Below are 21,916 nucleotides of genomic sequence, written 5' to 3' on the forward strand. Positions count from 1 at the left end.
GCTTAGAATACTTAGAGGTTTATTGCAATTTTGAAATTATCGCGTCGCCCATTTGCGAAGTAGATACTTCTTTCATACCCTCAGAAAGGATATCTTTCGTTCTTAGACCATCATTTAACACAGCTTGTACTGCATTTTCTAAAGCATCAGCTTCATTATCAAGATTTAAAGAATATCTTAAAGCCATTGCAAAACTTAATACTGTTGCAATTGGATTTGCTAGCCCTTTTCCTGCAATATCAGGAGCTGAACCATGTATGGGTTCATACATTGCTCTCATTTCACCATCTTTATTTTTTGCACCCAAAGATGCAGAAGGTAATAATCCTAAAGATCCTGTTAACATTGAAGCTTGATCTGAAAGCATATCACCAAATAAATTATCAGTAACAATTACGTCAAATTGTTTTGGATTTCTAAGTAATTGCATTGCACAGTTATCTGCAAGCATATGGCTTAACTCAACATCTTTGTATTCTTTTTCATAAAGTTCCTGAACTTCTTCTTTCCATAGTTGTCCAGCTTCCATAACATTAGATTTCTCACAAGAGGTAACTTTGTTTGATCTTTTTCTAGCAAGATCAAAAGCAACTCTTGCAACTCTAGTAATTTCACTAGTAGTATAAGTATGAGTGTTTATTCCTTTTCTTTCACCATTTTCTATTGGTTTAATACCTCTTGGTTCACCAAAATAAATTCCACCTGTTAATTCTCTTACAATCATTATATCTAAACCAGAAACCACCTCTGGTTTAAGTGTTGATGCGCCAACTAATTGTTCAAAACATATTGCAGGTCTCAAATTTGCAAATAATTTTAATTCTTTTCTTAATTTTAATAAAGCTCTCTCAGGTTTTTTTGAAAACTCAATATTATCCCACTTGGGTCCTCCCACTGCACCAAGCATAACAACTTCACTCTCTAAAGCTTTATAAAAAACTTCATCTGTTATTGGTGTACCATGTTTATCGTAAGAACATCCACCAGCAAGATCTTCATCTATTTCAAAGTCTAAGGATTTTTTATCATTGAACCAGTTAATTATTTTTTTAACCTCTCCAATTACTTCAGGTCCAATACCATCTCCTGGTAATAATAGAATTTTTCTTTTTTTAACTTTAATCATTAAAAATCCAAGGTTTTTTATCTTTTAATTGATTTTCAAAATTTTCAATTTTGTCAGATTTTTTTAAAGAAAGAGCAATGTCATCTAATCCTTCTAGCAAACATTTTTTCTTAAATGGATCTATTTCAAATTTAATTTCATTGTTTCCATAAATAATTTTTTGATCATTTAAGTCTACAGAAATTTCCTCTTTTCTATTTGCGTATTCAGAAAGTTCTTTTATTTTTTCTTCTTCGAGAATTATTGGTAAAATTCCATTTTTAAAACAATTACTATAAAAAATATCAGCATAACTTGAACTAATCACACAAGTAATTCCAAAATCTAACAATGCCCATGGAGCATGCTCTCTTGATGAACCACATCCAAAATTGTTTCCTGCAATTAAAATTTTTGAGTTATTAAATGGTTCCTGATTTAATACAAAATCATTAATTTCTTTTCCATTATCGTCATATCTCATTTCAAAAAACAAATTTTTTCCAAGTCCAGTTCTTTTTATTGTTTTTAAAAATTGCTTAGGAATAATCATATCTGTATCGATATTTACGATTGGTAAATAAGCTGGAATACTTTTTAATGTATTAAATTTTTGCATTTAATTTTGATACTTTCTTACATCATCTAAATTACCAGAGATTGCAGCTGCAGCTGCCATCCCAGGGCTTACTAGATGCGTTCTGCCGCCTCTTCCCTGTCTTCCTTCAAAGTTTCTGTTTGAAGTAGATGCACATCTTTCCTCTGGTTTTAATTTATCTGCATTCATTGCTAAACACATAGAACAGCCTGGCTCTCTCCATTCAAATCCTGAATTTACAAATATTTTATCTAAACCTTCTTGCTCAGCTTGTTCTTTAACCAATCCTGACCCGGGAACTACAATAGCATTTACATGAGATGATATTTTTTTGTCCTTTAAGATTTTGGCAGCTTCTCTTAAATCTTCAATTCTTCCATTTGTACAGCTTCCAATAAAAACTTTATCTATCTTGATATCAGTTGCTGCCATATCAGGTGTTAGTCCCATATATTTTAATGCTCTTTCAATTGAGTTCTTTTTATCCTCATCTTTTTCATTTTGAGGATTTGGTACTTTTCCATCGATTGTAATTACATCTTGAGGTGAAGTCCCCCAAGTAATCATTGGTAAAATATCATTTGCATTAAGATTTATTTCTTTATCAAAACTTGCATCAGCATCTGTTTTTAAACTTTTCCAGTATTCCAGTGCCTTTTCCCAATTTTCTCCTTTTGGAGACATGGGTTTACCTTTTAAATATTCAAATATTTTTTCATCTGGAGCAATTAATCCAGCTCTTGCACCACCCTCAATGGTCATATTGCAAATAGTCATTCTCTGTTCAACACTCAAAGATCTTATTAAATCTCCTGCATATTCAACTACACAACCTGTTCCACCTGCAGTACCAATCTTTCCAATGATTTGAAGTATTACATCTTTAGATGTTACTCCTAATGGAAGTGTTCCATTAACATTAATTCTAAAATTTTTTGCTTTCTTTTGAACGAGTGTTTGCGTTGCTAAAACATGTTCAACTTCAGATGTTCCAATACCAAAAGCTAATGATCCAAAAGCACCATGAGTTGCGGTATGACTATCTCCACATACAATAACTGTTCCTGGTTGAGTAAAACCTTGTTCTGGTCCAATAATATGAACAATTCCTTGTCGTTTATCATCCATACCAAAAAGCTGTACACCAAATTCCTTACAATTTGATTCTAATGTATCAACTTGTATTTTTGATTCCTGATCTGATATCCCTTTAGTTCTATCTGTCGTTGGAACATTATGATCAGCAACAGCTAAAGTTAAATTAGGATGACGAACTTTTCTATTTGAATTTCTTAAACCTTCAAAAGCTTGTGGACTAGTAACTTCATGAATTAAATGTCTATCGACAAACAATAAAGCTGTTCCATCTTCTTGCTGATCTACTAAATGATCATTCCAAATTTTATCGTAAAGAGTAGTGGACATTGAAAAAAAAATTATTTTTTTTCTGAAGTACTTTCTGTTGATTGTTCGGCAGTAGCTTCTTCTGTCTTAGGGGCTTCTTCTTTTGGAGCTTCTGCAGCTGGTGCTGCTTCTACTTTAGGAGCCTCTTCTTTTGGAGCTTCTGTTGGTGGTGCTACATTTTCTTCAGTAACTGTTTCAGGTTTTGCATCAACATCAATACCAATTTTTTTTCTGATTTTTTCTGCAATCCTTGCTGATTTACCTGTTCTGTCTCTTAGATAGTATAATTTTGCTCTTCTTACTTTTCCTGATCTAATAACTTTAATTGAGTCAATTAGAGTTCCATAAAGTGGAAATGTTCTTTCAACACCTTCACCAAAAGAAATTTTTCTAACTGTGAAAGACGAGTTTAAATCTCTGCTTTTTTTTGCAATACAAACGCCTTCAAAATATTGAATTCTCTCTTTTTTTCCCTCTGTAATTCTAACACCTACTTTAACTACATCTCCAGGGTAGAATTCAGGTATCTTTTTTTCTGAAAGTATTTTTTTAACGTTATGTTGATTTATCTCTTCAATTGTTTTCATAGTTATATTTATCAAATTAATTCTTCTTATATTTTTCCCATAAATCTGGTCTTCGGACGCGTGTTATAGCCTCAGATTGAGATAAACGCCAGTGTTTAATTTTACTGTGATCTCCTGACAAAAGTACTTCTGGAACCGCTTTTTCCTCCCAAATTTGAGGTTTTGTGAACTGTGGATACTCTAATAATCCATTTTCAAAACTTTCGTTTACTGTAGAATTCTCATTTCCCAGAACACCGGGTAAAAGTCTCAAAATACTATCAATCACCACAAATGCTGCTGACTCTCCTCCTGATAAAATAAAGTCTCCAATACTAACTTCTTCTATATTTCTCGTGCTTAACACTCTTTCATCAACTCCTTCGAAGTGTCCACAAATTATCGAAACCGATTTTTCCTTTGATAGTTCTTTGGCATAATTTTGATCAAATTTTTTTCCTCTTGGAGATAAATATAATATTTTTTCTCCCTCATTTTTATTTTGATCTAATGATTTTGCTAATACATCAGCTTTCATCAACATTCCTGAACCACCTCCATAGGGAGTGTCATCCACAGTTTTGTGTTTATCCTCAGCAGCATCTCTAATGTTTACTACTTTTAAATTCCAAATATTTTTAGACATTGCTTTTCCATATAGACCTTTAGACAAAGGACCAGGAAAAATATCTGGATAAAGTGTAAACACTTGAGCTTGCCACATATACTGTCCTCAGTTTATTTTTTTTCCTCAGCTGGAGCTTCTTCCTTTGGAGCCTCTGCTGCTGGAGCTGCTTCTGCTTTAGGAGCTTCTTCCTTTGGAGCTTCTGCTGCTGGAGCTGCTTCTGCTTTAGGAGCTTCTTCCTTTGGAGCTTCTGCTGCTGGAGCTTTAGGGGCTTCTGCACCATCTTCCTCTTTTTTATTTCTTTCTTTTTTAGGAACAGCTTTATTTGGGTTATTTCCAGCTGCTGGCATAGGGATTAAATCATTTTCACCTAAAATTCTTGCAACTCTTGTTGTTGGTTTAGCACCTTGACCTAGCCAATATTTAATTCTTTCAGCTTCAAGACCTACTCTTTCTTTTTTATCTTTAGGAAGTAGTGGGTTAAAAAAACCAACTTTTTCTATAAATCTTCCATCTCTTGGGAAACGACTGTCAGCTACAACAACTTTGTAAACTGGTCTCTTTTTAGAGCCTCCCCTTGATAATCTAAGTTTTAACATTTGTTCTCCTTATTTTATTATTTTAGTTTATTAAATAGCTCTGGTGGTATCCCATGATCAGACATACCTTTCAGATTTCCTTTTGACATCTTTTTCATCATTTCAGACATCATTTTAAATTGCTTAAGCAATTTATTGATAGTGGCTGGATCTGTGCCAGAGCCATTAGCAATTCTTTTTTTTCTTGAACCATCAATTACTTTTGGATTCTCTCTCTCTTTTTTTGTCATTGATAAAATGATAGCTTCGTTTTTTGTTATAATACTTTCGTCAATCCCTGCTGAATCCATTTGAGATTTAATTTTAGATACTCCTGGCATAAAAGACATGATCCCCTCAATGCCTCCCATTTTTTTCATTTGTCTTAATTGAGAAAGGTAATCTTCCATAGAGAATTGACCCTTTTTTAAATTTTCTTCAGCTTTTTTAATGTTCTCTTCACCTAAATCTTGTGCAGCTTTTTCTACAAGAGAAACAATGTCTCCCATTCCTAAAATTCTATTTGCTATTCTATCTGGATGAAATACCTCAAAATTTTCTATTTTTTCACCTATACCCAAAAATTTTATCGGAACATTTGATACATATTTCATACTCACAGCAGCTCCGCCTCTGGCATCACCGTCAGCTCTAGTTAAGATTATTCCAGATAAGTTAACTGTGTTTTTGAACTCTTTTGCAACTGAAGCAGCAACTTGACCTGTAAGAGAGTCCGCTACAAGAAAAGTTTCTGCTGGATTAATAATGCTCTCAATTTGTTTGATCTCGCTCATCATTTGTAAATCAATTTGTGTTCTCCCAGCTGTATCAAACAAAATTATATCTGCTCCATTTAGATTTGCTGCACTCATGGCTCTTTGGCAAATATCAGTTGGTTGTTGACCTTCAATAATTGGAAGTGTCAAAATATTATTCTGTTCACCTAAAGATCTAAGCTGTTCTTGTGCTGCTGGCCTATAAATATCCAAACTGACCATCATCACTTTTTTCTTTTTGTTATCTTCTAAATATTTAGCTAATTTTGCAGTAGAAGTTGTCTTACCCGAACCCTGCAAACCAACCATCATCATAGGAACTGGTGGTACAGCATTTAAATTTATATCTGCATTGCTAGAACCTAGTAAGTTTACTAGCTCATCGTAGACAATTTTTACAACCATGTCTCCAGGAGAAGTTGATCTTATGATTTCTTGTCCTAAAGCTTTAGGTTTTACGTTTTCAACAAACTCTTTTGCAACATCTAAAGAAACATCTGCCTCAAGCAATGCTTGCCTAATACTTCTCAAGCCCTCATCTACCTGAGCTTCATTCAGAGAGGGTGCTTTTTTTAAAGAAGAAAAAATTTCTTCAAATTTATTTGTTAAATTTTCAAACATATATTTTTTTGTTACGCATAGCAGTAACGCACTAGTGGGCGAACTCTCGCTGACTAGTGTCGATCTCTTTGTTTCCAAAGACACCACAAAGTTAATGTTTTTGCGGAAACGGCAACAACCTATAATAGAGGTTCAAAAAGTCAATAAATAAGTTAAATATCTAATTATGAATATTAAAGCATTTAAAATGGACGGTTTAGGCAATGATTTTGTAATTATTGATAATAGAGAAAAAGTTACAAATCTTACCAAAGACCAAATAATTAAAATTTGTGACAGAAACTTTATAGGATGCGACCAACTTATATTAATTAATAAAGACCAAAATTACGATGCTTCAATAGAATTTTTTAACTCTGATGGTGGGGTTTCTGGTGCATGTGGAAATGGTACAAGGTGTGTGGCTGAGCTATTAGGAAAAGAAAAAAATAAAGACACAATTATATTAACAACTTTATCTGGCCATTTAAAATCTCATATTTTAGGAGAAAAATTAGTATCTACTGAAATTGGTTTGGGCAGAACTAAATGGAATGAAATTCCATTATCTCAAGAATTAGAAACTAAAAACTTAAATATTAAAATTGTTGATTCAAATAATAATGAATTTTTTGGAGGAACAGCCGTCAATGTTGGAAATCCTCATATAATTTTTTTTGTGGAAGACAACGAACAATTCAAAATAGAAAAAATTGGCCCAGAAATAGAAAACCACAAACTTTTTCCAGAAAAATGTAATGTCACAATAGCCACAATAGTAAACAAAGAGTTAATAAAGGTAAAAGTTTGGGAAAGAGGAGCTGGTTTGACAAAAGCATGTGGAACTGCAGCTTGTGCTACTGCCTTTGCTGCTAAACAGGCAGGACTTGCTAGCGATAAAGTTAACATCGAATTTTCTACTGGAAGATTGACGATATTTATAGATGAAAACAATAGTATCCACATGAAAGGTCCTGTTTCTGATATAAAAGAAATCGATATAGAAATTTAATGGGAATTTTCGAAAAATTTAAATCAGGATTTAAAAAAAGTGCTTCAGCTTTTACATCGGGCTTAAGAGATATAGTTGTCAAAAAAGAAATTGATGACAAAGCTTTAGACAGAATTGAAGATTATTTAATTCAATCAGATGTTGGGGTAGCTTCTGCCTCAGAAATTAGAGAAATAATATCAAAAACAAAAATAGATCCAAACAAAGATTTAACTGCTGAGATAAATAATATTCTTAAAGACTACATTATCTCAGTTATGAAACCTCTAGAAAATAACGAATTTTTTAAGAATAAAGAAAAACTTAATGCTATTTTAGTTTCTGGAGTTAACGGCGTTGGTAAAACAACAACTATTGGTAAAATTAGTAAAATATTAAAAGAAAATGGAAATAAAGTTATGTTGGCAGCATCAGATACATTTAGAGCTGCTGCTATAGAACAATTAGAAAATTGGGCAAAAAAAATTGATGTTGAAATTACAAAATCTTCACAAGGTTCTGATCCTGCATCTGTCGCCTATAAAGCAATAGAAACATCTATATCAAACAATTTTAATCAAGTTTTAATTGATACTGCTGGAAGATTACAAAATAAAAAAAACCTGATGGAAGAATATAAAAAAATAGCAAACGTTACTAAAAAAATAGATGAAAGTGCACCTCATGATGTTATTTTAGTTTTAGATGCAACTTCAGGGCAAAACGTTTTAAATCAAGTTGAAGAATTTAATAAAATTATCCCAATTACAGGCTTGGTAATGACAAAATTAGATGGAACAGCTAAGGGAGGAATACTTCTGGCTGTAGCCAAAAAGTATAAAATACCAATTATTGCACTTGGTTTAGGTGAAAAGGAAGATGATCTGCAAATTTTTGAAGCTGAAAAATTTGCTGATGCGTTTACACAAATTACTTAATTAAATTACTAGATATTAAAGGTTTATAGAAACTACATCTATAATTATCCTTAAATTTGTAGTGTCCGCAGTCCTTTGCAATAGAGGAAATAATGAAATCAAACTTTCCATTAGTTGGATATAAATCTAATTTCTTTTCAACAATATCGTATTTGAAATTTACTTTTAAACTTTTAACAGCACTAATCATGACCAATGTTTTGTTATCCTTTAATAGATAATAAGCAAAATCATCTGGAAAAACTGGAAAATTATATTCCTTCAAAAAATTTTTTGCTTTTCTTGGAAACCATTCATAAGAAATCAATGGTGATGATACTTCTGTTTTATAATCATATATATAGAGATCTTTAGGGTAATCATTGATGTAATTACTTACTTCCCCTTTTGCTAATATAGCCTTTGCTCTTGGTTTAAAATACAAAGCAAAATTTTCATCATGCGAGTTCATTTGATCAATAAAAAATAAATTTTCAATTGAAGACAAATTTTCTTTAGAAAAAGAAGTTCCTGAAATAAGAAAAGTCAAAAAAATATAAATGAATAATTTCTTCATGGTTAGAAATTAATTAGAATTTTTGGAATAAAATTGTTTTGATTGTGGCTTAATTTAAACTTTTTATAAATGAACCTAGTTGGAAAACCATATTATTATCAAATTCCATCATATGATCGTCATGTTTGGTAAAATAAGAGGACTTTGGATCATTTGCTAAATCAAACATCTTCTTTCCCATTGAAAAAGGAACAATTTGATCTTTTTCGCCATGCATAACTAAAACTGGAATATTAATATTTTTTATTTTTTCATCATTTTTATATTTATCTTTCAATATTAGAGAGACAGGAATGTATGGATAAAAATTCTTAGCTGCAGCAATCATTGAAGTGAAAGGTGTTTCTAAAATTAAACCAGCATATTTTTTATTTTGAGAAACCTCAGTTGCAATTCCTGTGCCAAGTGACTCTCCATAAATGATTAAATCACTGTCACTCAAACCTTTATTTTTAAGCCAGTTAATTGCGCTTTTTCCATCCTCATATAAAGCATTTTCAGATGGTTTTCCTAAATTTCCACTAAATCCACGCCAAGCGATAATTAAAAAATTTACATCCATATTTTTAAAATGATTTAATTTATGAATTCTATTTTCTAGGCTTCCTGCATTTCCATGAAAATAAACAACGGTCTTAAATTTTTTCAAATCTTTTTTATGAAACCATCCTAAAAGGCTAATGTTATCTGCTGTTTGAATTTGAACTTTTTCTATTTCTACTTCTATTTTATCTCCTGAATAATTATTTTCCTGGGGATGATACATTAGATTTCTTTGAAATATAAAAAGATAAGCTAGTAAAATAAGATATATAACGAAGATCCAAATTATAATTTGCAAAATTAACTTCCTAGGTTTTGGTATCATAATTTTTCTTTGCTAAGTAAACTCCAACAAAAACAAGTGCGGTACCAATATAATGAAATGTTTCTAAATTTTCATCAAACAATATAAATCCATAAATTGCTGCATAGATAGTAAATACATACAAAGTAAAACCAGTAAGTGAAGCTCCTAAGCTTTCTTGAGCTTTAGTATATAAAGTAAATGCTATAATTCCTGGTGAAACGGCTGCAAATATAGTCCACAATAAAAAATCAGAATTAAATATAGTTTGTTCAAAATAAATTTCTTCTGCCAAATAAAATGGAAATAAACTAACTGCGCCAAAAAAAGATATCATAGAAAATCTAGTAAAAATCGATAATTGAGATTTCCAGTAAAATAAATAAATCGAATATAAGGCCCAGCCAATCGCAGCTGCCAACATCCATAAATCTCCAATGGTGAAATTTAAATTTAAAAGTAAATTTAAATCTCCTTTAATAATAATTGCTAAAACTCCAACTAAACACGAAATCAAACCAATAATTTTTAATAAATTAATTTTTTCTTTAAAAAATATTGCAGAAATCATAATTATAAAAATAGGAGATGAGGTATAAATAATTCCCATATTTGTAACAGTTGTCGTTTTACCTGCTAAAAAAGGAAAAGCCCCACAAACTCCACATCCCATTGCGCCTAGAAAAAATAATTTTGAGTATTCATTTTTAATAACTTTGAAATTTTTTTTTAATGATGAATATGTGAAAGGTAAAAGAAGTAAAAATACAAACGTCCACCTCCAAAAAGCTAATGAAATTGGGGGTACAAACTCAACACCACCTCTAGCAACAATTAAATTAGATGCCATGAATATCGGTTGAATAAATAAAAGAGATAAAGCTAATAAATTTTTATTTTGACTAGACAATTGTATATTAAGAAAAATTATTTTTTATCGAAAAACGCTTCGTAAACCATCATAAAAATTGCTCCACCCATTAAAATATAAACAGGAAGAACATCAAAAAATCCAATCATCGATGATCTAGTCAACGTTGTTGCAAGTCCTACTAAAAAAGCAATTGCGAGAAGAGAACCTAAAAATGTTGTAAATTTTTGCATTTAATTATTACATTCCTTTTCTAACCAATTAGCAACACCTAAAAATCTTTGATCATCATATTTTGCGCCAATTAATTGTACACCTAAAGGTAAATTGTTTTCACCTTGAAGTATAGGTAATGATATACAAGGTGTACCTAAATAAGACCATACTTTATTAAATTCTGCCGTTCCTGTGCTTTTTAAACCTTTCAGTGCTACTCCAGGACTAGATGGGGATAAAACTCCATGATAATCCTCAAAAACTTCCTTATAAGATTCATAACTTCTTTTCATAAAATCTATAGCTTCTGCATATTCTTTTGCAGAATGTTTGTTACCTTTGGAAATTGCATCTTGCATATACTTAGATAATTTTTTCTTATATTTTTTATAATAGAGTGAAAAATTATTAGCTAAATCCGTCTCATAAATTATTTGATGGTATTTATGAATATCTTTAAAGTACGAAGGTGTATCAAAAACTTCGATATTATTTTTGAATGATTTTATAAAGTATTCAAATGCTTCTCTTGATTTTTTTCCAAGAAGCTTCCAATGATCAGTCTTGTAAAAAATAAATTTAGGATCAAACAAAGGTCCTTTTTTTGTTTCTACTAACATTTCATCACTAGAGTAATGAACTGTTGCTGTGTCATAATTATCTTTTTTGATTAAAATTTTAGCAAGAAGAGCAACATCTTCTACCGATCTTCCAAAAACACCGATGTGATCTAATTTTTCAGATGTTTTAAGAACTCCATTTCTACTTATTAATCCATAACTGGGCTTATAACCAACAACTCCACAATAAGATGCAGGTCTTATAACCGAACCTCCTGTTTGAGAACCAATTGCAAGCGGAGCCATAAAAGAAGCTACTGCTGCTGCAGATCCACTAGATGATCCACCTGGGGTTCTGGAATAATCATGAGGATTTGTAGTTTTTGAAGGACCTAAAAATGCCAATTCTGATGTTGATGTTTTGCCCATTATAATTGCTCCAGCAGATATTAATAGATCAACTATTTCAGCATTTTGAGAATATGATTTCCCTTTTCTTATTGATGTTCCACATTCTGTAGGCATATCAACAGTTCCAACGATATCTTTTACCGCAACAGGTATTCCATGAAGTGGACCGAGTGGTTTGCCTGATTTCCTATGTTCATCAGCCTCTGATGCCTTTTCTAGTAAAAGTTTTTTATCTAAATGCGCCCATGCTTTTACGTCTTTTTCAAATTTATTTACTCTGTCTATATAAATTGTACACAACTCTACTGATGTAATTTGTGCTTCTTTAATTTTTACAGCAAGTTCTTCAACTTTTAATGAAAAAACATCTGTCATTTTCTTTTATTGTGCAAATAAAGTTTCCGGTAACCAAAGCGCTATTCCTGGGAACATATACATTAAAAACATCGCAAATATTACAATTGCTAAAAATGGCATTATTCCTCTGAATATATCCATAAGTTCAACATTAGATTTTTGAACTCCTTTTAAATAATAAGCCGACATAGCCATGGGTGGTGTTAAAAACGATGTTTGTAAATTTAAAGCAATTAACATTGCAAAGAAATATGGATTAACACCAAATACTTCTAACAAGGGTAAAAATATTGGAACAAAAATAATTAAAATTTCAGTCCATTCTAAAGGCCATCCTAGAAGAAAAATAATTATTTGAGTGATAATTAAAAACTGCCAAGTCGTAATATTTATAGAAGTAAAGAAGTGTTCAAAAACCTCGTGTCCCCCCAAATAAGAAAACACCGATGAAAAAGTCCAGGAACCAATAAACAGCCACATGATCATTGCAGTTGTTTTAGCTGTTAAAAAAACAGACTCTTTAAAGTTTTGCCATTTAAGTGTTTTATAAAACCAAGATAAAAGTATTGCTCCAAAAGCTCCTGCTGCAGCTGCTTCTGCTGGAGTTGCAATACCTGCCAAAATAGTACCTAATACAAGCATAATTAAACCAAACAGTGGAACAAAAGAAACCAAAACTTCTTTTAAAATTTCACCAGTTGGTGGAATATCTTCTTTAGGAGGTCTAGGAGCAATAGATGGATTTAACCATGCTCTAAATACTGCATATGCAATGTAAAGACCTGCTAAAAGTAGACCTGGAAATATTGCTGCTGCAAAAAGTCTTAATGGTGATAGTTGGGCTATTACTGAATAAACAATAAGCATAATACTCGGTGGAATTAAAATTCCTAAACATCCACCAGCGCAAATAATTCCTGACGCAAATTTTTTATCATAACCTGCTTTAACCATTGCAGGCCATGCTAACAGTCCCATCAAAGTTACAACAGCACCAATAATTCCTGTAGCTGTCGAAAATAATGTACAAGTAATTAGTGCAGCTACCGCCATTGAAGCTGGAAGTCTATGTGCGGCCAATCTAATTGCAAAAAATAGTTTAGCTACGATCCCTGCTCTTTCAACTAAATATCCCATGAATAAAAATAAAGGCACAGCCGTAAGAACGTTGTTGTCCATAACAGTATAAGTATTTTGAACAAACAATTGGAATATACGATTATCAAAAATGTGCTCCATCATTGTTGCATCGTAATAAGCAAAATATCCAAAGCCTATTCCCATAGCCATTAAAGTGAAAGCAATCGGGAAACCTAAAAGAACTGCAAACAAAAACATACCCATCATTAAAATTGCAATTTCTGGATTTGTTAAACTAAATAACATTTTTTTTGTCCTCTTCTTGAGCTGTTCTCATTAAAACTTGTTCTGTTTCTTCAGCAACGACCATTCGTGCTGGCCATTGTCCTGTTTGAATACATATAATAGATCTAAATACTTCACTGATGCCTTGAATAATTAATAAAACACCTGCAGCTGGTATCATCGATTTAACCATATAAATTTGGATTTGAGCTGGACTACTCCAACTAGTCTCTTTTATTTTCCAAGCAAGCGCAGCATATTCATATCCATAAAAAGCTAACGCGATCACACCTGGAAAAAAGAAAATAAAGTATAAAACTAAATCAATCCAAGCCTGAGTTCTTTGACTAAACAATCTATATATAACATCTCCTCTTACGTGAGATTCCGTAGCTAAACAATATGCTCCTGACATCATTAAAATTGCACCATACATCTGCATACTAAAATCAAAGTTCCAAAGTGTAGGTGAATTAAAAACATAGGCCATAACTACTTCATAAACAGTTCCTCCCATTAAAACTACTATGCACCAAGAAAAAGCTTTCCCCATTGATGTGCTGAGAGTATCTGCAAATTGTATAAATGGCTTCATATCAAAGAAATATATTAAAATACGTGTAAAAAAAAGGGGGTTTTTCAACCCCCTTTTAAATTTATTTTAAAGTTAATTAGATTTTAACTTTTTCGATTGGACCAAACTCATTTTCATAAGCTAATTTGTAGTTCGGTTGATTCATCAACAGATACTTCATAGTTCTCTTAGCGTATGCTTTTTGTGAGTCTACTACTTTTTTGAAGAAAGCATCTTTAGCAGAAAACTCTCCTACAACTTTATCCCAACCTTTTAATTGTTCTGCTAGGATAGCATCAGACGTTTGGTAAACATTAACCTTATGCTCATTCATCAACTTAGCAAGGTCAGTTGAATATCTAACCAATGCTTTAAAGTAGTTATCTGAGTTTGCAGCATAAGCAGCATTTCTCAAGATAGCTTGATGTTCAGGTGAAAGGCTGTTTAGTCTCTTAGTGTTCATAGGAATTTCAAACATTTCCTGAGATTGGTGGAAACTTCCTAAGTGATAGTGTTTAGAGACGTCTTGCATTCCAAACTGTGAGTCTGATGTTGGGTTGTTAAACTCAGCAGCATCAATCAAACCAGTTTTCATTGCTGGTTGGATTTCACCACCTGGTAACTGTCTTACAACCATTCCCATAGCAGTTAAAACGTTAGTCGCTAGACCAACAGTTCTATACTTCATACCTTTAACATCAGATACTTTAGTTACGTTCTTTTTGAACCAACCAAAAGGCTGTGCAGGCATTGGCATATGGAAGAAACCTGTGTAATTAAATCCTACACTTTTTACAGCTTCTTCATATAATGCTCTTCCTCCACCATACTCCATCCATCCCATAACTTCTTGAGACGACATTCCGTATGAGGGACCTGTTCCAAAAAGAGATGCAGCAGGGTTTTTTCCGTACCAGTATGCTGTCACCCAGTGACCCATATCTACTACTCCAGAACTAACTGCTTGACCAATTTCAGAAGTTTTTACAACTGCTCCAACTGGTTGCACATCAATTTTTAATTTACCACCTGACATGTCACTAACCATTTTCGCATAGTCTGAAGCCATTTCGAAAAATATGTTAGCACCTGATGGCCAAGCAGCTTGCATTTTTAAAGTAACGTGACCGTCACCTAAAGCAATGTTTGGCATAGCCACTGCTGCTGCTGTTGCTGCACCAGTTGCTGCCGCTGCTTTGAAGAACTTTCTTCTTGAAGGAGTTTTAGAACTCTTCAAAGATTTTTTATTCTTAATCATTTATTCTCCTCTAGTTAATTAACTTGTAGAGCACTAAAACATATTATTAGATTAGAGTCTTTCTAAAAAGTGATCTAGAATGGGTTAGATAGAATTTTTTTACAATTATAGGTAGTATTTAAAACTTAAATCAATTTGTTATTTTCGTAAATACAGCACTTTTCAGCTGGTATATGAAGTTTAATTTTTTCGCCTGAAATTTCAGTTTCTCTATTAACCTTAGACTTAATTTCAAAATTATCCATTCTTGCAGTAATCAATTTGTAATTTCCAAAATCTTCAACTTTTTGAACATTTACATCAACAAGATTTTCACTTTGATTTTTTGCAATTTTAATAAACTCAGATCTAATTCCTAATTTTATATTTTTACTTTTTAGATTAGACAAATTTGTATTCGTCTTAATTATTGTATTATTTATTTTAACAGTATTTTCTGAAGTTGCTTCACTATCAAATAAATTCATAGCAGGTGAACCAATAAAGTAACCAACAAAAGTTGTATTAGGTCTTTCAAATAATTCTTTAGGTGAACCTGTTTGTACAACTTCTCCTTCACTCATCACAATTATATTATCTGCAAATGTCATGGCTTCGTTTTGATCATGTGTTACATAAACTAAAGTTGTTTTGTATTGTTCGTTTATTTCTTTTAGATTTCTTCTCAATCTAAATTTTAAATCAGGGTCAATAACAGTTAAAGGCTCGTCCATTAAAACCGCAGCAACATCTTCTCTAACCAAACCTCTTCCTAAAGATATCAATTGTTTTTGATCTGCTGTTAATTTTCGTGCAGGAGAGTTTAAAAAAGATTTTAAATTTAAAGTTTCTGCAACAGAATTAACTCTTTCATCTATTTTAGCTTTTGAAAAATCTCTACACTTTAATGGAAAAGCAAGATTTTCAAAAACTGTCATGGTGTTATAAATTACTGGAAACTGAAAAACTTGAGCAATATTTCTTTCTTCTGTTTTTAAATCTGTAACATCCTTATCATCAAATAATATTTTTCCAGCTGATGGTCTTACTAATCCAGAAACAATATTTAACATCGTTGTTTTTCCACATCCAGAAGGACCTAAGATTGCATATCTATTTCCATTCTCCCAAGTCATCGAAAATGGATTTAATGCATAAACTGGATTTGGATCATTTGGATTGTAAGAATGTGAGATATTACTTAAATCAATTTTAGCCATTGTTTCCTCCAAATGGTGAGGATGCTAATTTACCATCAGCAGCAAAAGCATAAGCTCTATCTATTTTAAAATCTATTTTAATCTTGTCATGAATTTTAAAATTCAAAACCTCTTCTATAGAAATAATAATTTTTATAGTTCCTCTTTTTAAATGGAGCAAAGTTTCAGAACCACTAATTTCAGCAAGCTCAACTTCAAATTCATAACCATTTTCATTAAGTTCAATATCTGAAGATCTTAAACCAATCTTTAGTCCGCTATCTGTTAGCTTTGATAGATGATTGGGTGCTTTTATTTCAATACCTTCAAATCTTATTTGCTCATTAGATATTTCTGCTTCAATAATATTCATAGGTGGGTCGTTAGAAATTTCAGCAACTTTTAAAGAACTTGGGTTCTCAAATATTTCTTTTGCTGGACCTACTTGTAGCACTTTCCCCTCGTCTAAAACAATTACTTCTCCATTTAATTCCATGGTTTCTCTTGGGTCTGTAGTAGAATAAATTAAGATAGTTTCATCAGCTAAACCTTTTGAAAACAAACTCTTAAATTCCTCTCTAAGCTGTTCTCTCAATTTGTAATCTAAATTAACCAGAGGTTCATCTAGCAATAATATTTTGGCGTTTTTAACTAATGATCTTGCTAAAGAGACACGTTGTTGCTGACCACCAGACAACTCCTGTATTTTTCTGTTTTCATAGCCAATTAACCCAACTGATTTTAAAGACCCCATTACTTTATTTTTGATTTCTTCATTATCGATTTTTCTTTGTCTCAAAGGAAACGCAATATTTTCAAATACGTTTAAATGAGGATAATTAATAAATTGTTGATACACCATAGCTACATTTCTTTTCCAAACTGGAACTTTTAAAAAATCCTTACCATCAAATTCAATAGCACCACTGTCTGGGGTTAAAAGACCAGCTATAGTTTTTAATAAAGTTGTTTTACCTGATAAAGTTCTTCCAAGAATTGTATATAAATTCCCCTCTTTAAAATTAAATGATACTTCGTTTAAGTGATATTCCTCGCTTGGTTTATAAGTTAAATTGTTAGCTATTAAATTCATTATTTAATTGCTCCTGATAAATTTCCTTTAGATAGGTATCTCTCAACTATGAAGGCTACTATAATTAATGGTGCAACTGAAACCAGAGCAGATGCTGACAAACTCCACCATGGAGTAACAGATGAGTTCAGAGCAACTATTTTAACTGGTAATAACTGTACTTCTGTAAAAGTTAAAATAAATGCAAAGAAAAAGTCAATCCATCCAAAAATAATACAAAACATACCAGCAACAATTAATCCTGGTATTGAGTTTGGTAGCACCACTTTTAAGAAAGCTTGATAAGGATTACATCCATCAATCAAAGCTGTTTCATCAATTTCTCTTGGAACTTTATTAAAGAAATCAACCATAATCCAAACTGCAATAGGCATCAGTAAAACAATATAAACTACAATCAATCCTACGAGGCTATCTAATAAATTAATTGAACTTAAAAATAAGAAAAATGGAATTGATAAAACAATTGGTGGCATAATTCTTTGCGAAATAAAGAAAAATGTAATGTCATTATTTTTTACAAAGCCTGCTTTAAATGTATATCTAGAAAGCGCATAAGCTGACAACGTTCCGAGAATTATACTAATTAAACTTGCTGTACATGTTACAAACAAACTATTGAAATAAGGTTCTACTATATCAACGCCACCTTTAGCTGGAGATTTTATCAGAACTTTCCAACCTTCTAGATTAGGTTCAAAATCTACCCATGGTATGTAAGTAACTCCACCATTTACAGATTGAAAATCTTTAAACGATGTAGTTAAGGCCCAAAGAAATGGAGCAACAACAAAGACTGCCCAAAAGACAATAAAAAAATATTTTAGAAATGTATAAAATTTGCTCATAATTTATTCTTTTAAAAGTAATTTAGTTAAAACCTTTGCAATGATTGTTAAACTAATGATCATAATAATTAAGTAAGTAAAAGACATTGAGGCTGCATATCCCATTTGAAACTCTCTTAATCCTTTAATAAAAATATAAAAACTTGATGTTTCTGTAGCAGTTCCAGGACCACCAGAAGTTAAAACATACACCGTATCCATAATTTTAGATGCCTCAATTAATCTTATAATTATTGCACCAATTGATATGGGAGCCATTAATGGAAAAGTTACATAAATAAATTTTCTAACAGGACTAGCTCCATCAATTGCAGCAGCCAAAAATGGTTCTTTTGGTAATGATAATAAACCTGCTAATAAAAGTAGAAACATAAATGGTGTCCACTGCCAAACCTCAACTATGATTACTGTGAATTTAGCTAAAGCTGGATCTGTTAACCATTTTGGAGATAAACCAAAATTAGATAAAATATCATTAACTGGCCCCAAAGATTCATGAAAAAAAGTTCTCCAAATAACAGTCATGATCACCGGAGTTGTCATCATTGGGACTAAAAATAAAACTCTAAAAAATCTTTTAAATTTGATGTCTTTCCAGACCATATGTGCAAGAGCAAATCCAATCACATACTGGAGAATTACTGTTGTAACAGACAAAAAACTTAATCTAAAAAAAGATTCCCAAAATCTTGGGTCATCAGTAAAAAGTCGTATATAGTTTTCTATACCTATAAAATCTAAACCTGGATTATAACTATTCCATCCAGATAAACTTAATCTAACTACAAAAATAATTGGAAAAATTAAAATTCCAATAAGCACAAATAGACCTGGAAACAGAAAGAAATATTTATGCTTAAAGTTCATTTGTAAAATTGGATTATATTATGTTTTTTATATGTGGCCATTTTAATAAATGGCCACATAAATTAAGTATTATTACAGTTGGTTATCTTCCATTTTAACACCAACAGCGTAGGCATCTCTTACTGCTTTTTTACCTACTCTGCTTACAATTGCTTCCCACTCTTTAGCAACTTCATCTAATGCTTCTTGAGGAGACAATTGTCCTGCTAAAGCTTTAGAAGTTCCTGTAGCGACAGCACTTGTAAACTCAAATACACCTGGAACTCTTAAAGGGAAAACTCTATTTTGACTTTTCTCCATATCTAAAAGTGTTTGAGTGTAACTGTTAGCGATCTCTGGATCCCAACCCATGCTATTAATATAAATATTAGGGTCGAAGTCAGAGTTTTTGAATGGGTTAACACCAAATCTACCAATTGCTAAGTCAGCTTGGTGGTTTGCTCCGTTTGAGAAGAAGCAAAGATAATCAAACGCCATATCTTTTACTTTACTTTTCTTAGCAACACCAACTGCCCAACCCCAAACAATGTAAGGAGCTTGGTTGTATTGATTTTCCCAACTATTTGAAACTCTGTTCCAAACTTTGTTAGCACCTGGAAGCGGAGCTGTACCTACTTTGTTTTTAATAGGGCTATCATCTTGCATTGCTGCAATAAATGCATCATCCCATGAAAAACTAAATAGAGTTTGTCCACCACCAAATGAACCGATTTCGTCACCTAAACCAAAGTTAATTCCTCCTGGAGGAACATATTTAGTAGCTTCAACCCAATCAGTTAAAGCTTCAACGAAACCTGGATTATTAATGTTTGGTGTCATAGTCTCTAAATCAAAAAAGAAACCACCTGGAGTTCTTGGATTTTTAGCATATGCAACTGATCTGCTGAAAAAAGCTGCGAACATTAAGTCGTCTTTTTTCATAACTTCAGCTGAACCATATTCTAACTCACCATCTCCATCCCAGTCCCAACCATTAAAGAATTTTGCCATCTCAGCATATTCTTTCCAAGTTGTTGGAACTTTTAGATCTTTTCCTGTTTCTGCTTTATATTTTTTTTGCATTTCAGGATTGTCAATGACGTCTTTTCTATATTTTAGATAGTGTCTGTCACCATCAACTGGATACTGGTACATAGTTCCATCCCAAGATGATACTCCCATATGAGATTTAGTTACATCTTTCATCTCTGTTGAGTTCATATACTTCTTAGGAACTGGTGCTAAATATCTTTTCCAGTCATTGATAAAGTTAGAAAATCCAAACACAATATCGTAAGGTGCTTGTCCAGCTTGAAAAGGAACCATTGCTTTAGAATACAAATCACCTGCTGGTGTATGAGTAACTTCAACTTTAGCTCCAGTTAATTTTTCAAACTGTTCAGCATGAAGAGCTGTTGGCTCTCCCATTACTGGAATTGCGTGAGTATTTATTTTAAGAGTTTTTCCTTTGTAATTTTTCTTAGACATTTCCTCATAAGAACAATCACCTGGAATATCTCCTGTTGCTTTGATATGTGGGAATTGATCACTCCACTTATCAGCATATGCCATAGGGCTAAATATCATCATACTTGATATTACAGCCGTTAAGCAGGTTTTTATTATTTTCATTATCACCTCTCTTTTTTTTTTTATGGAACTAAAACAGCTCGTCCCTTAACATTACCATCGTTAAGATCATGAAGCGCTTTATTAGCATCGTCTAAACTATACTCCTGCATAGAAAGCTTAACTTTACCTCTGTCAGCTAACTCCATTAATTCATATAATTCAGACCACGTTCCCACTAAATTACCTACAATTGTTTTCTCAGAAATAATTAAATCAACTGCAAGTGATTTAATTTCTTCTCCATATCCAACTATGTAGTAAAAACCACCATTAGAAGTCATTTGAATTCCCATGGTAGTAGATCCTTTTTCACCTACGAAATCAATTACAGCTTCAGAACCTTTTCCTTTTGTTAGTTCTTGAACTTTTTCAATTTCGTTTCCATCAATTAAAACTCCGTGGTCACCACCAAGTTCCATTGCATGTTTCAATGCTGCTTCAGATTTTTCAACAATAATAATATCTGCTGCACACATAGCTTTTAAACATTGAATAGCGATGTGACCTAAACCTCCTGCACCAATAATTGTACAGCTCTGACCAGGTAGCAAATGTCTTGTTGCTTTTTTTACTACTCTATAAGCTGTAAGACCTGCATCTGAAAAAGGTGCAACATCTTTAGGCGCTAATACTTTTGGAAGTTTAATTAGATTTCTAACGCTAGTTTTTAATAGTTCAGCGTAGCCACCTTCTTTAATACTTAATCCAGGAAATGCGCCTGCTTCAGCATGCATATCATTACCTCTTCTGCAATCTAAACAAGTTCCTCCTGTTCCAGAAATAAGTGGGTGTAATATTACAGGATCACCCTTTTTAAATTCAGTAACGTCTGAACCCACATCTTCTACCCAACCAGCATTTTCATGTCCCATTACGCATGGTAATAATTTTCCATCTGGATCTTGGATGTGTTTCCATACTCCTTCAATAATATGTAAATCAGTTCTGCAAACTCCTGCAGCACCAATTTTAACTATAACGTCTGACGCCTTTTCAATTTTAGGATCTGGCATCTCCTCACCTGTGACCCAGACCTTTTCTTTCATTTCAGGGTCGTATTTATGCAAAACCTGTGCTTTCATTATTATCTCTCCTTTAATATTTCATTAACACTATTAAAGTT

General features: G+C 32.2%; 23 protein-coding genes. 2 read left to right on the forward strand and 21 right to left on the reverse strand.

The features are described from left to right. Positions 1 to 19: 19 nt before the first annotated feature. Genes leuB through ffh form a run of 7 tightly spaced genes read right to left on the reverse strand, consistent with a single transcriptional unit; the run spans position 20 to position 6,273 of the window. Positions 20 to 1,126, reverse strand: coding sequence for a 3-isopropylmalate dehydrogenase (gene leuB / locus ACTTA8_RS06350; protein ID WP_440654978.1), 1,107 nt, complete (start codon positions 1,124 to 1,126; stop codon positions 20 to 22). Then, positions 1,119 to 1,724: a 3-isopropylmalate dehydratase small subunit gene (leuD, locus tag ACTTA8_RS06355; RefSeq protein WP_440613682.1), complete on the reverse strand. Its 606-nt coding sequence runs from the start codon at positions 1,722 to 1,724 to the stop codon at positions 1,119 to 1,121. The genes leuB and leuD overlap by 8 nt, the downstream gene beginning before the upstream one ends. After that, the gene (gene leuC, locus ACTTA8_RS06360; RefSeq protein WP_440654979.1) at positions 1,725 to 3,128 is read right to left on the reverse strand and encodes a 3-isopropylmalate dehydratase large subunit; all 1,404 of its coding nucleotides are present in this window, start codon (positions 3,126 to 3,128) and stop codon (positions 1,725 to 1,727) included. A gap of 11 nt (positions 3,129 to 3,139) precedes the next feature. Further along, positions 3,140 to 3,694, reverse strand: coding sequence for a 50S ribosomal protein L19 (gene rplS, locus ACTTA8_RS06365; protein ID WP_262589909.1), 555 nt, complete (start codon positions 3,692 to 3,694; stop codon positions 3,140 to 3,142). A gap of 16 nt (positions 3,695 to 3,710) precedes the next feature. Continuing rightward, on the reverse strand, positions 3,711 to 4,397 hold the full coding sequence (gene trmD, locus ACTTA8_RS06370; RefSeq protein WP_075506095.1) for a tRNA (guanosine(37)-N1)-methyltransferase TrmD: 687 nt from the start codon (positions 4,395 to 4,397) through the stop codon (positions 3,711 to 3,713). 14 nt (positions 4,398 to 4,411) lie between these two features. After that, complete coding sequence (rpsP, locus tag ACTTA8_RS06375; protein WP_440654981.1) at positions 4,412 to 4,897, reverse strand: 30S ribosomal protein S16; 486 nt, start codon at positions 4,895 to 4,897, stop codon at positions 4,412 to 4,414. Between the two features lie 17 nt (positions 4,898 to 4,914). Beyond that, positions 4,915 to 6,273 (reverse strand): signal recognition particle protein, encoded by a 1,359-nt coding sequence (ffh, locus tag ACTTA8_RS06380; RefSeq protein ID WP_440654982.1) that lies wholly within the window; start codon positions 6,271 to 6,273, stop codon positions 4,915 to 4,917. Positions 6,274 to 6,439: 166 nt separating this feature from the next. Here ffh and dapF point away from each other — a divergent pair, with 166 nt between their 5' ends. Continuing rightward, positions 6,440 to 7,264, forward strand: a complete 825-nt coding sequence (dapF, locus tag ACTTA8_RS06385; RefSeq protein WP_440633094.1) for a diaminopimelate epimerase — start codon at positions 6,440 to 6,442, stop codon at positions 7,262 to 7,264. Further along, positions 7,264 to 8,181, forward strand: coding sequence for a signal recognition particle-docking protein FtsY (gene ftsY / locus ACTTA8_RS06390; protein ID WP_440654983.1), 918 nt, complete (start codon positions 7,264 to 7,266; stop codon positions 8,179 to 8,181). Before dapF ends, ftsY begins: the two co-directional genes overlap by 1 nt. Here the strand turns inward: ftsY and ACTTA8_RS06395 are convergent. The 14 genes from ACTTA8_RS06395 to ACTTA8_RS06460 form a co-directional block, all read right to left on the reverse strand. Continuing rightward, a complete protein-coding gene (locus ACTTA8_RS06395) occupies positions 8,174 to 8,737 on the reverse strand; it encodes a hypothetical protein (protein ID WP_440654984.1) in 564 nt (187 codons plus the stop codon). The two genes, ftsY and ACTTA8_RS06395, sit on opposite strands and share 8 nt — an antisense overlap. A gap of 49 nt (positions 8,738 to 8,786) precedes the next feature. Beyond that, the gene (locus tag ACTTA8_RS06400) at positions 8,787 to 9,503 is read right to left on the reverse strand and encodes an alpha/beta hydrolase (protein ID WP_440654986.1); all 717 of its coding nucleotides are present in this window, start codon (positions 9,501 to 9,503) and stop codon (positions 8,787 to 8,789) included. Between the two features lie 85 nt (positions 9,504 to 9,588). Continuing rightward, positions 9,589 to 10,494: a DMT family transporter gene (locus ACTTA8_RS06405; RefSeq protein ID WP_440654987.1), complete on the reverse strand. Its 906-nt coding sequence runs from the start codon at positions 10,492 to 10,494 to the stop codon at positions 9,589 to 9,591. Between the two features lie 17 nt (positions 10,495 to 10,511). Next, a complete protein-coding gene (locus ACTTA8_RS06410) occupies positions 10,512 to 10,688 on the reverse strand; it encodes a hypothetical protein (RefSeq protein ID WP_179850415.1) in 177 nt (58 codons plus the stop codon). After that, positions 10,689 to 12,017 carry an amidase gene (locus ACTTA8_RS06415; RefSeq protein WP_440654988.1) on the reverse strand — a complete coding sequence of 443 codons (1,329 nt, stop codon included), beginning with the start codon at positions 12,015 to 12,017 and terminating at the stop codon, positions 10,689 to 10,691. It abuts the gene before it with no gap. A gap of 6 nt (positions 12,018 to 12,023) precedes the next feature. Beyond that, on the reverse strand, positions 12,024 to 13,385 hold the full coding sequence (locus ACTTA8_RS06420; protein WP_262589918.1) for a TRAP transporter large permease: 1,362 nt from the start codon (positions 13,383 to 13,385) through the stop codon (positions 12,024 to 12,026). Then, the gene (locus tag ACTTA8_RS06425; protein ID WP_440654990.1) at positions 13,375 to 13,959 is read right to left on the reverse strand and encodes a TRAP transporter small permease subunit; all 585 of its coding nucleotides are present in this window, start codon (positions 13,957 to 13,959) and stop codon (positions 13,375 to 13,377) included. Before ACTTA8_RS06425 ends, ACTTA8_RS06420 begins: the two co-directional genes overlap by 11 nt. Positions 13,960 to 14,035: 76 nt before the next feature. Then, complete coding sequence (locus ACTTA8_RS06430; RefSeq protein WP_262589921.1) at positions 14,036 to 15,196, reverse strand: TRAP transporter substrate-binding protein; 1,161 nt, start codon at positions 15,194 to 15,196, stop codon at positions 14,036 to 14,038. 125 nt (positions 15,197 to 15,321) lie between these two features. Beyond that, a complete protein-coding gene (locus tag ACTTA8_RS06435; protein WP_440635399.1) occupies positions 15,322 to 16,395 on the reverse strand; it encodes an ABC transporter ATP-binding protein in 1,074 nt (357 codons plus the stop codon). Further along, positions 16,388 to 17,467, reverse strand: coding sequence for an ABC transporter ATP-binding protein (locus ACTTA8_RS06440; protein ID WP_440654991.1), 1,080 nt, complete (start codon positions 17,465 to 17,467; stop codon positions 16,388 to 16,390). Before ACTTA8_RS06440 ends, ACTTA8_RS06435 begins: the two co-directional genes overlap by 8 nt. Continuing rightward, entirely contained in the window at positions 17,467 to 18,315 is an 849-nt protein-coding gene (locus tag ACTTA8_RS06445) for a carbohydrate ABC transporter permease (protein ID WP_440654993.1), read from the reverse strand. Before ACTTA8_RS06445 ends, ACTTA8_RS06440 begins: the two co-directional genes overlap by 1 nt. 3 nt (positions 18,316 to 18,318) lie before the next feature. Beyond that, complete coding sequence (locus tag ACTTA8_RS06450) at positions 18,319 to 19,182, reverse strand: carbohydrate ABC transporter permease (RefSeq protein ID WP_085114993.1); 864 nt, start codon at positions 19,180 to 19,182, stop codon at positions 18,319 to 18,321. Positions 19,183 to 19,254: 72 nt separating this feature from the next. After that, positions 19,255 to 20,793 (reverse strand): extracellular solute-binding protein, encoded by a 1,539-nt coding sequence (locus ACTTA8_RS06455; RefSeq protein ID WP_440654994.1) that lies wholly within the window; start codon positions 20,791 to 20,793, stop codon positions 19,255 to 19,257. Between the two features lie 20 nt (positions 20,794 to 20,813). After that, positions 20,814 to 21,875 carry an NAD(P)-dependent alcohol dehydrogenase gene (locus tag ACTTA8_RS06460; RefSeq protein WP_440654995.1) on the reverse strand — a complete coding sequence of 354 codons (1,062 nt, stop codon included), beginning with the start codon at positions 21,873 to 21,875 and terminating at the stop codon, positions 20,814 to 20,816. Between the last annotated feature and the right edge of the window lie 41 nt (positions 21,876 to 21,916).

It is taken from the genome of Candidatus Pelagibacter sp. HIMB1506 (assembly GCF_052047935.1).
Classification (GTDB): Bacteria; Pseudomonadota; Alphaproteobacteria; order Pelagibacterales; family Pelagibacteraceae; genus Pelagibacter.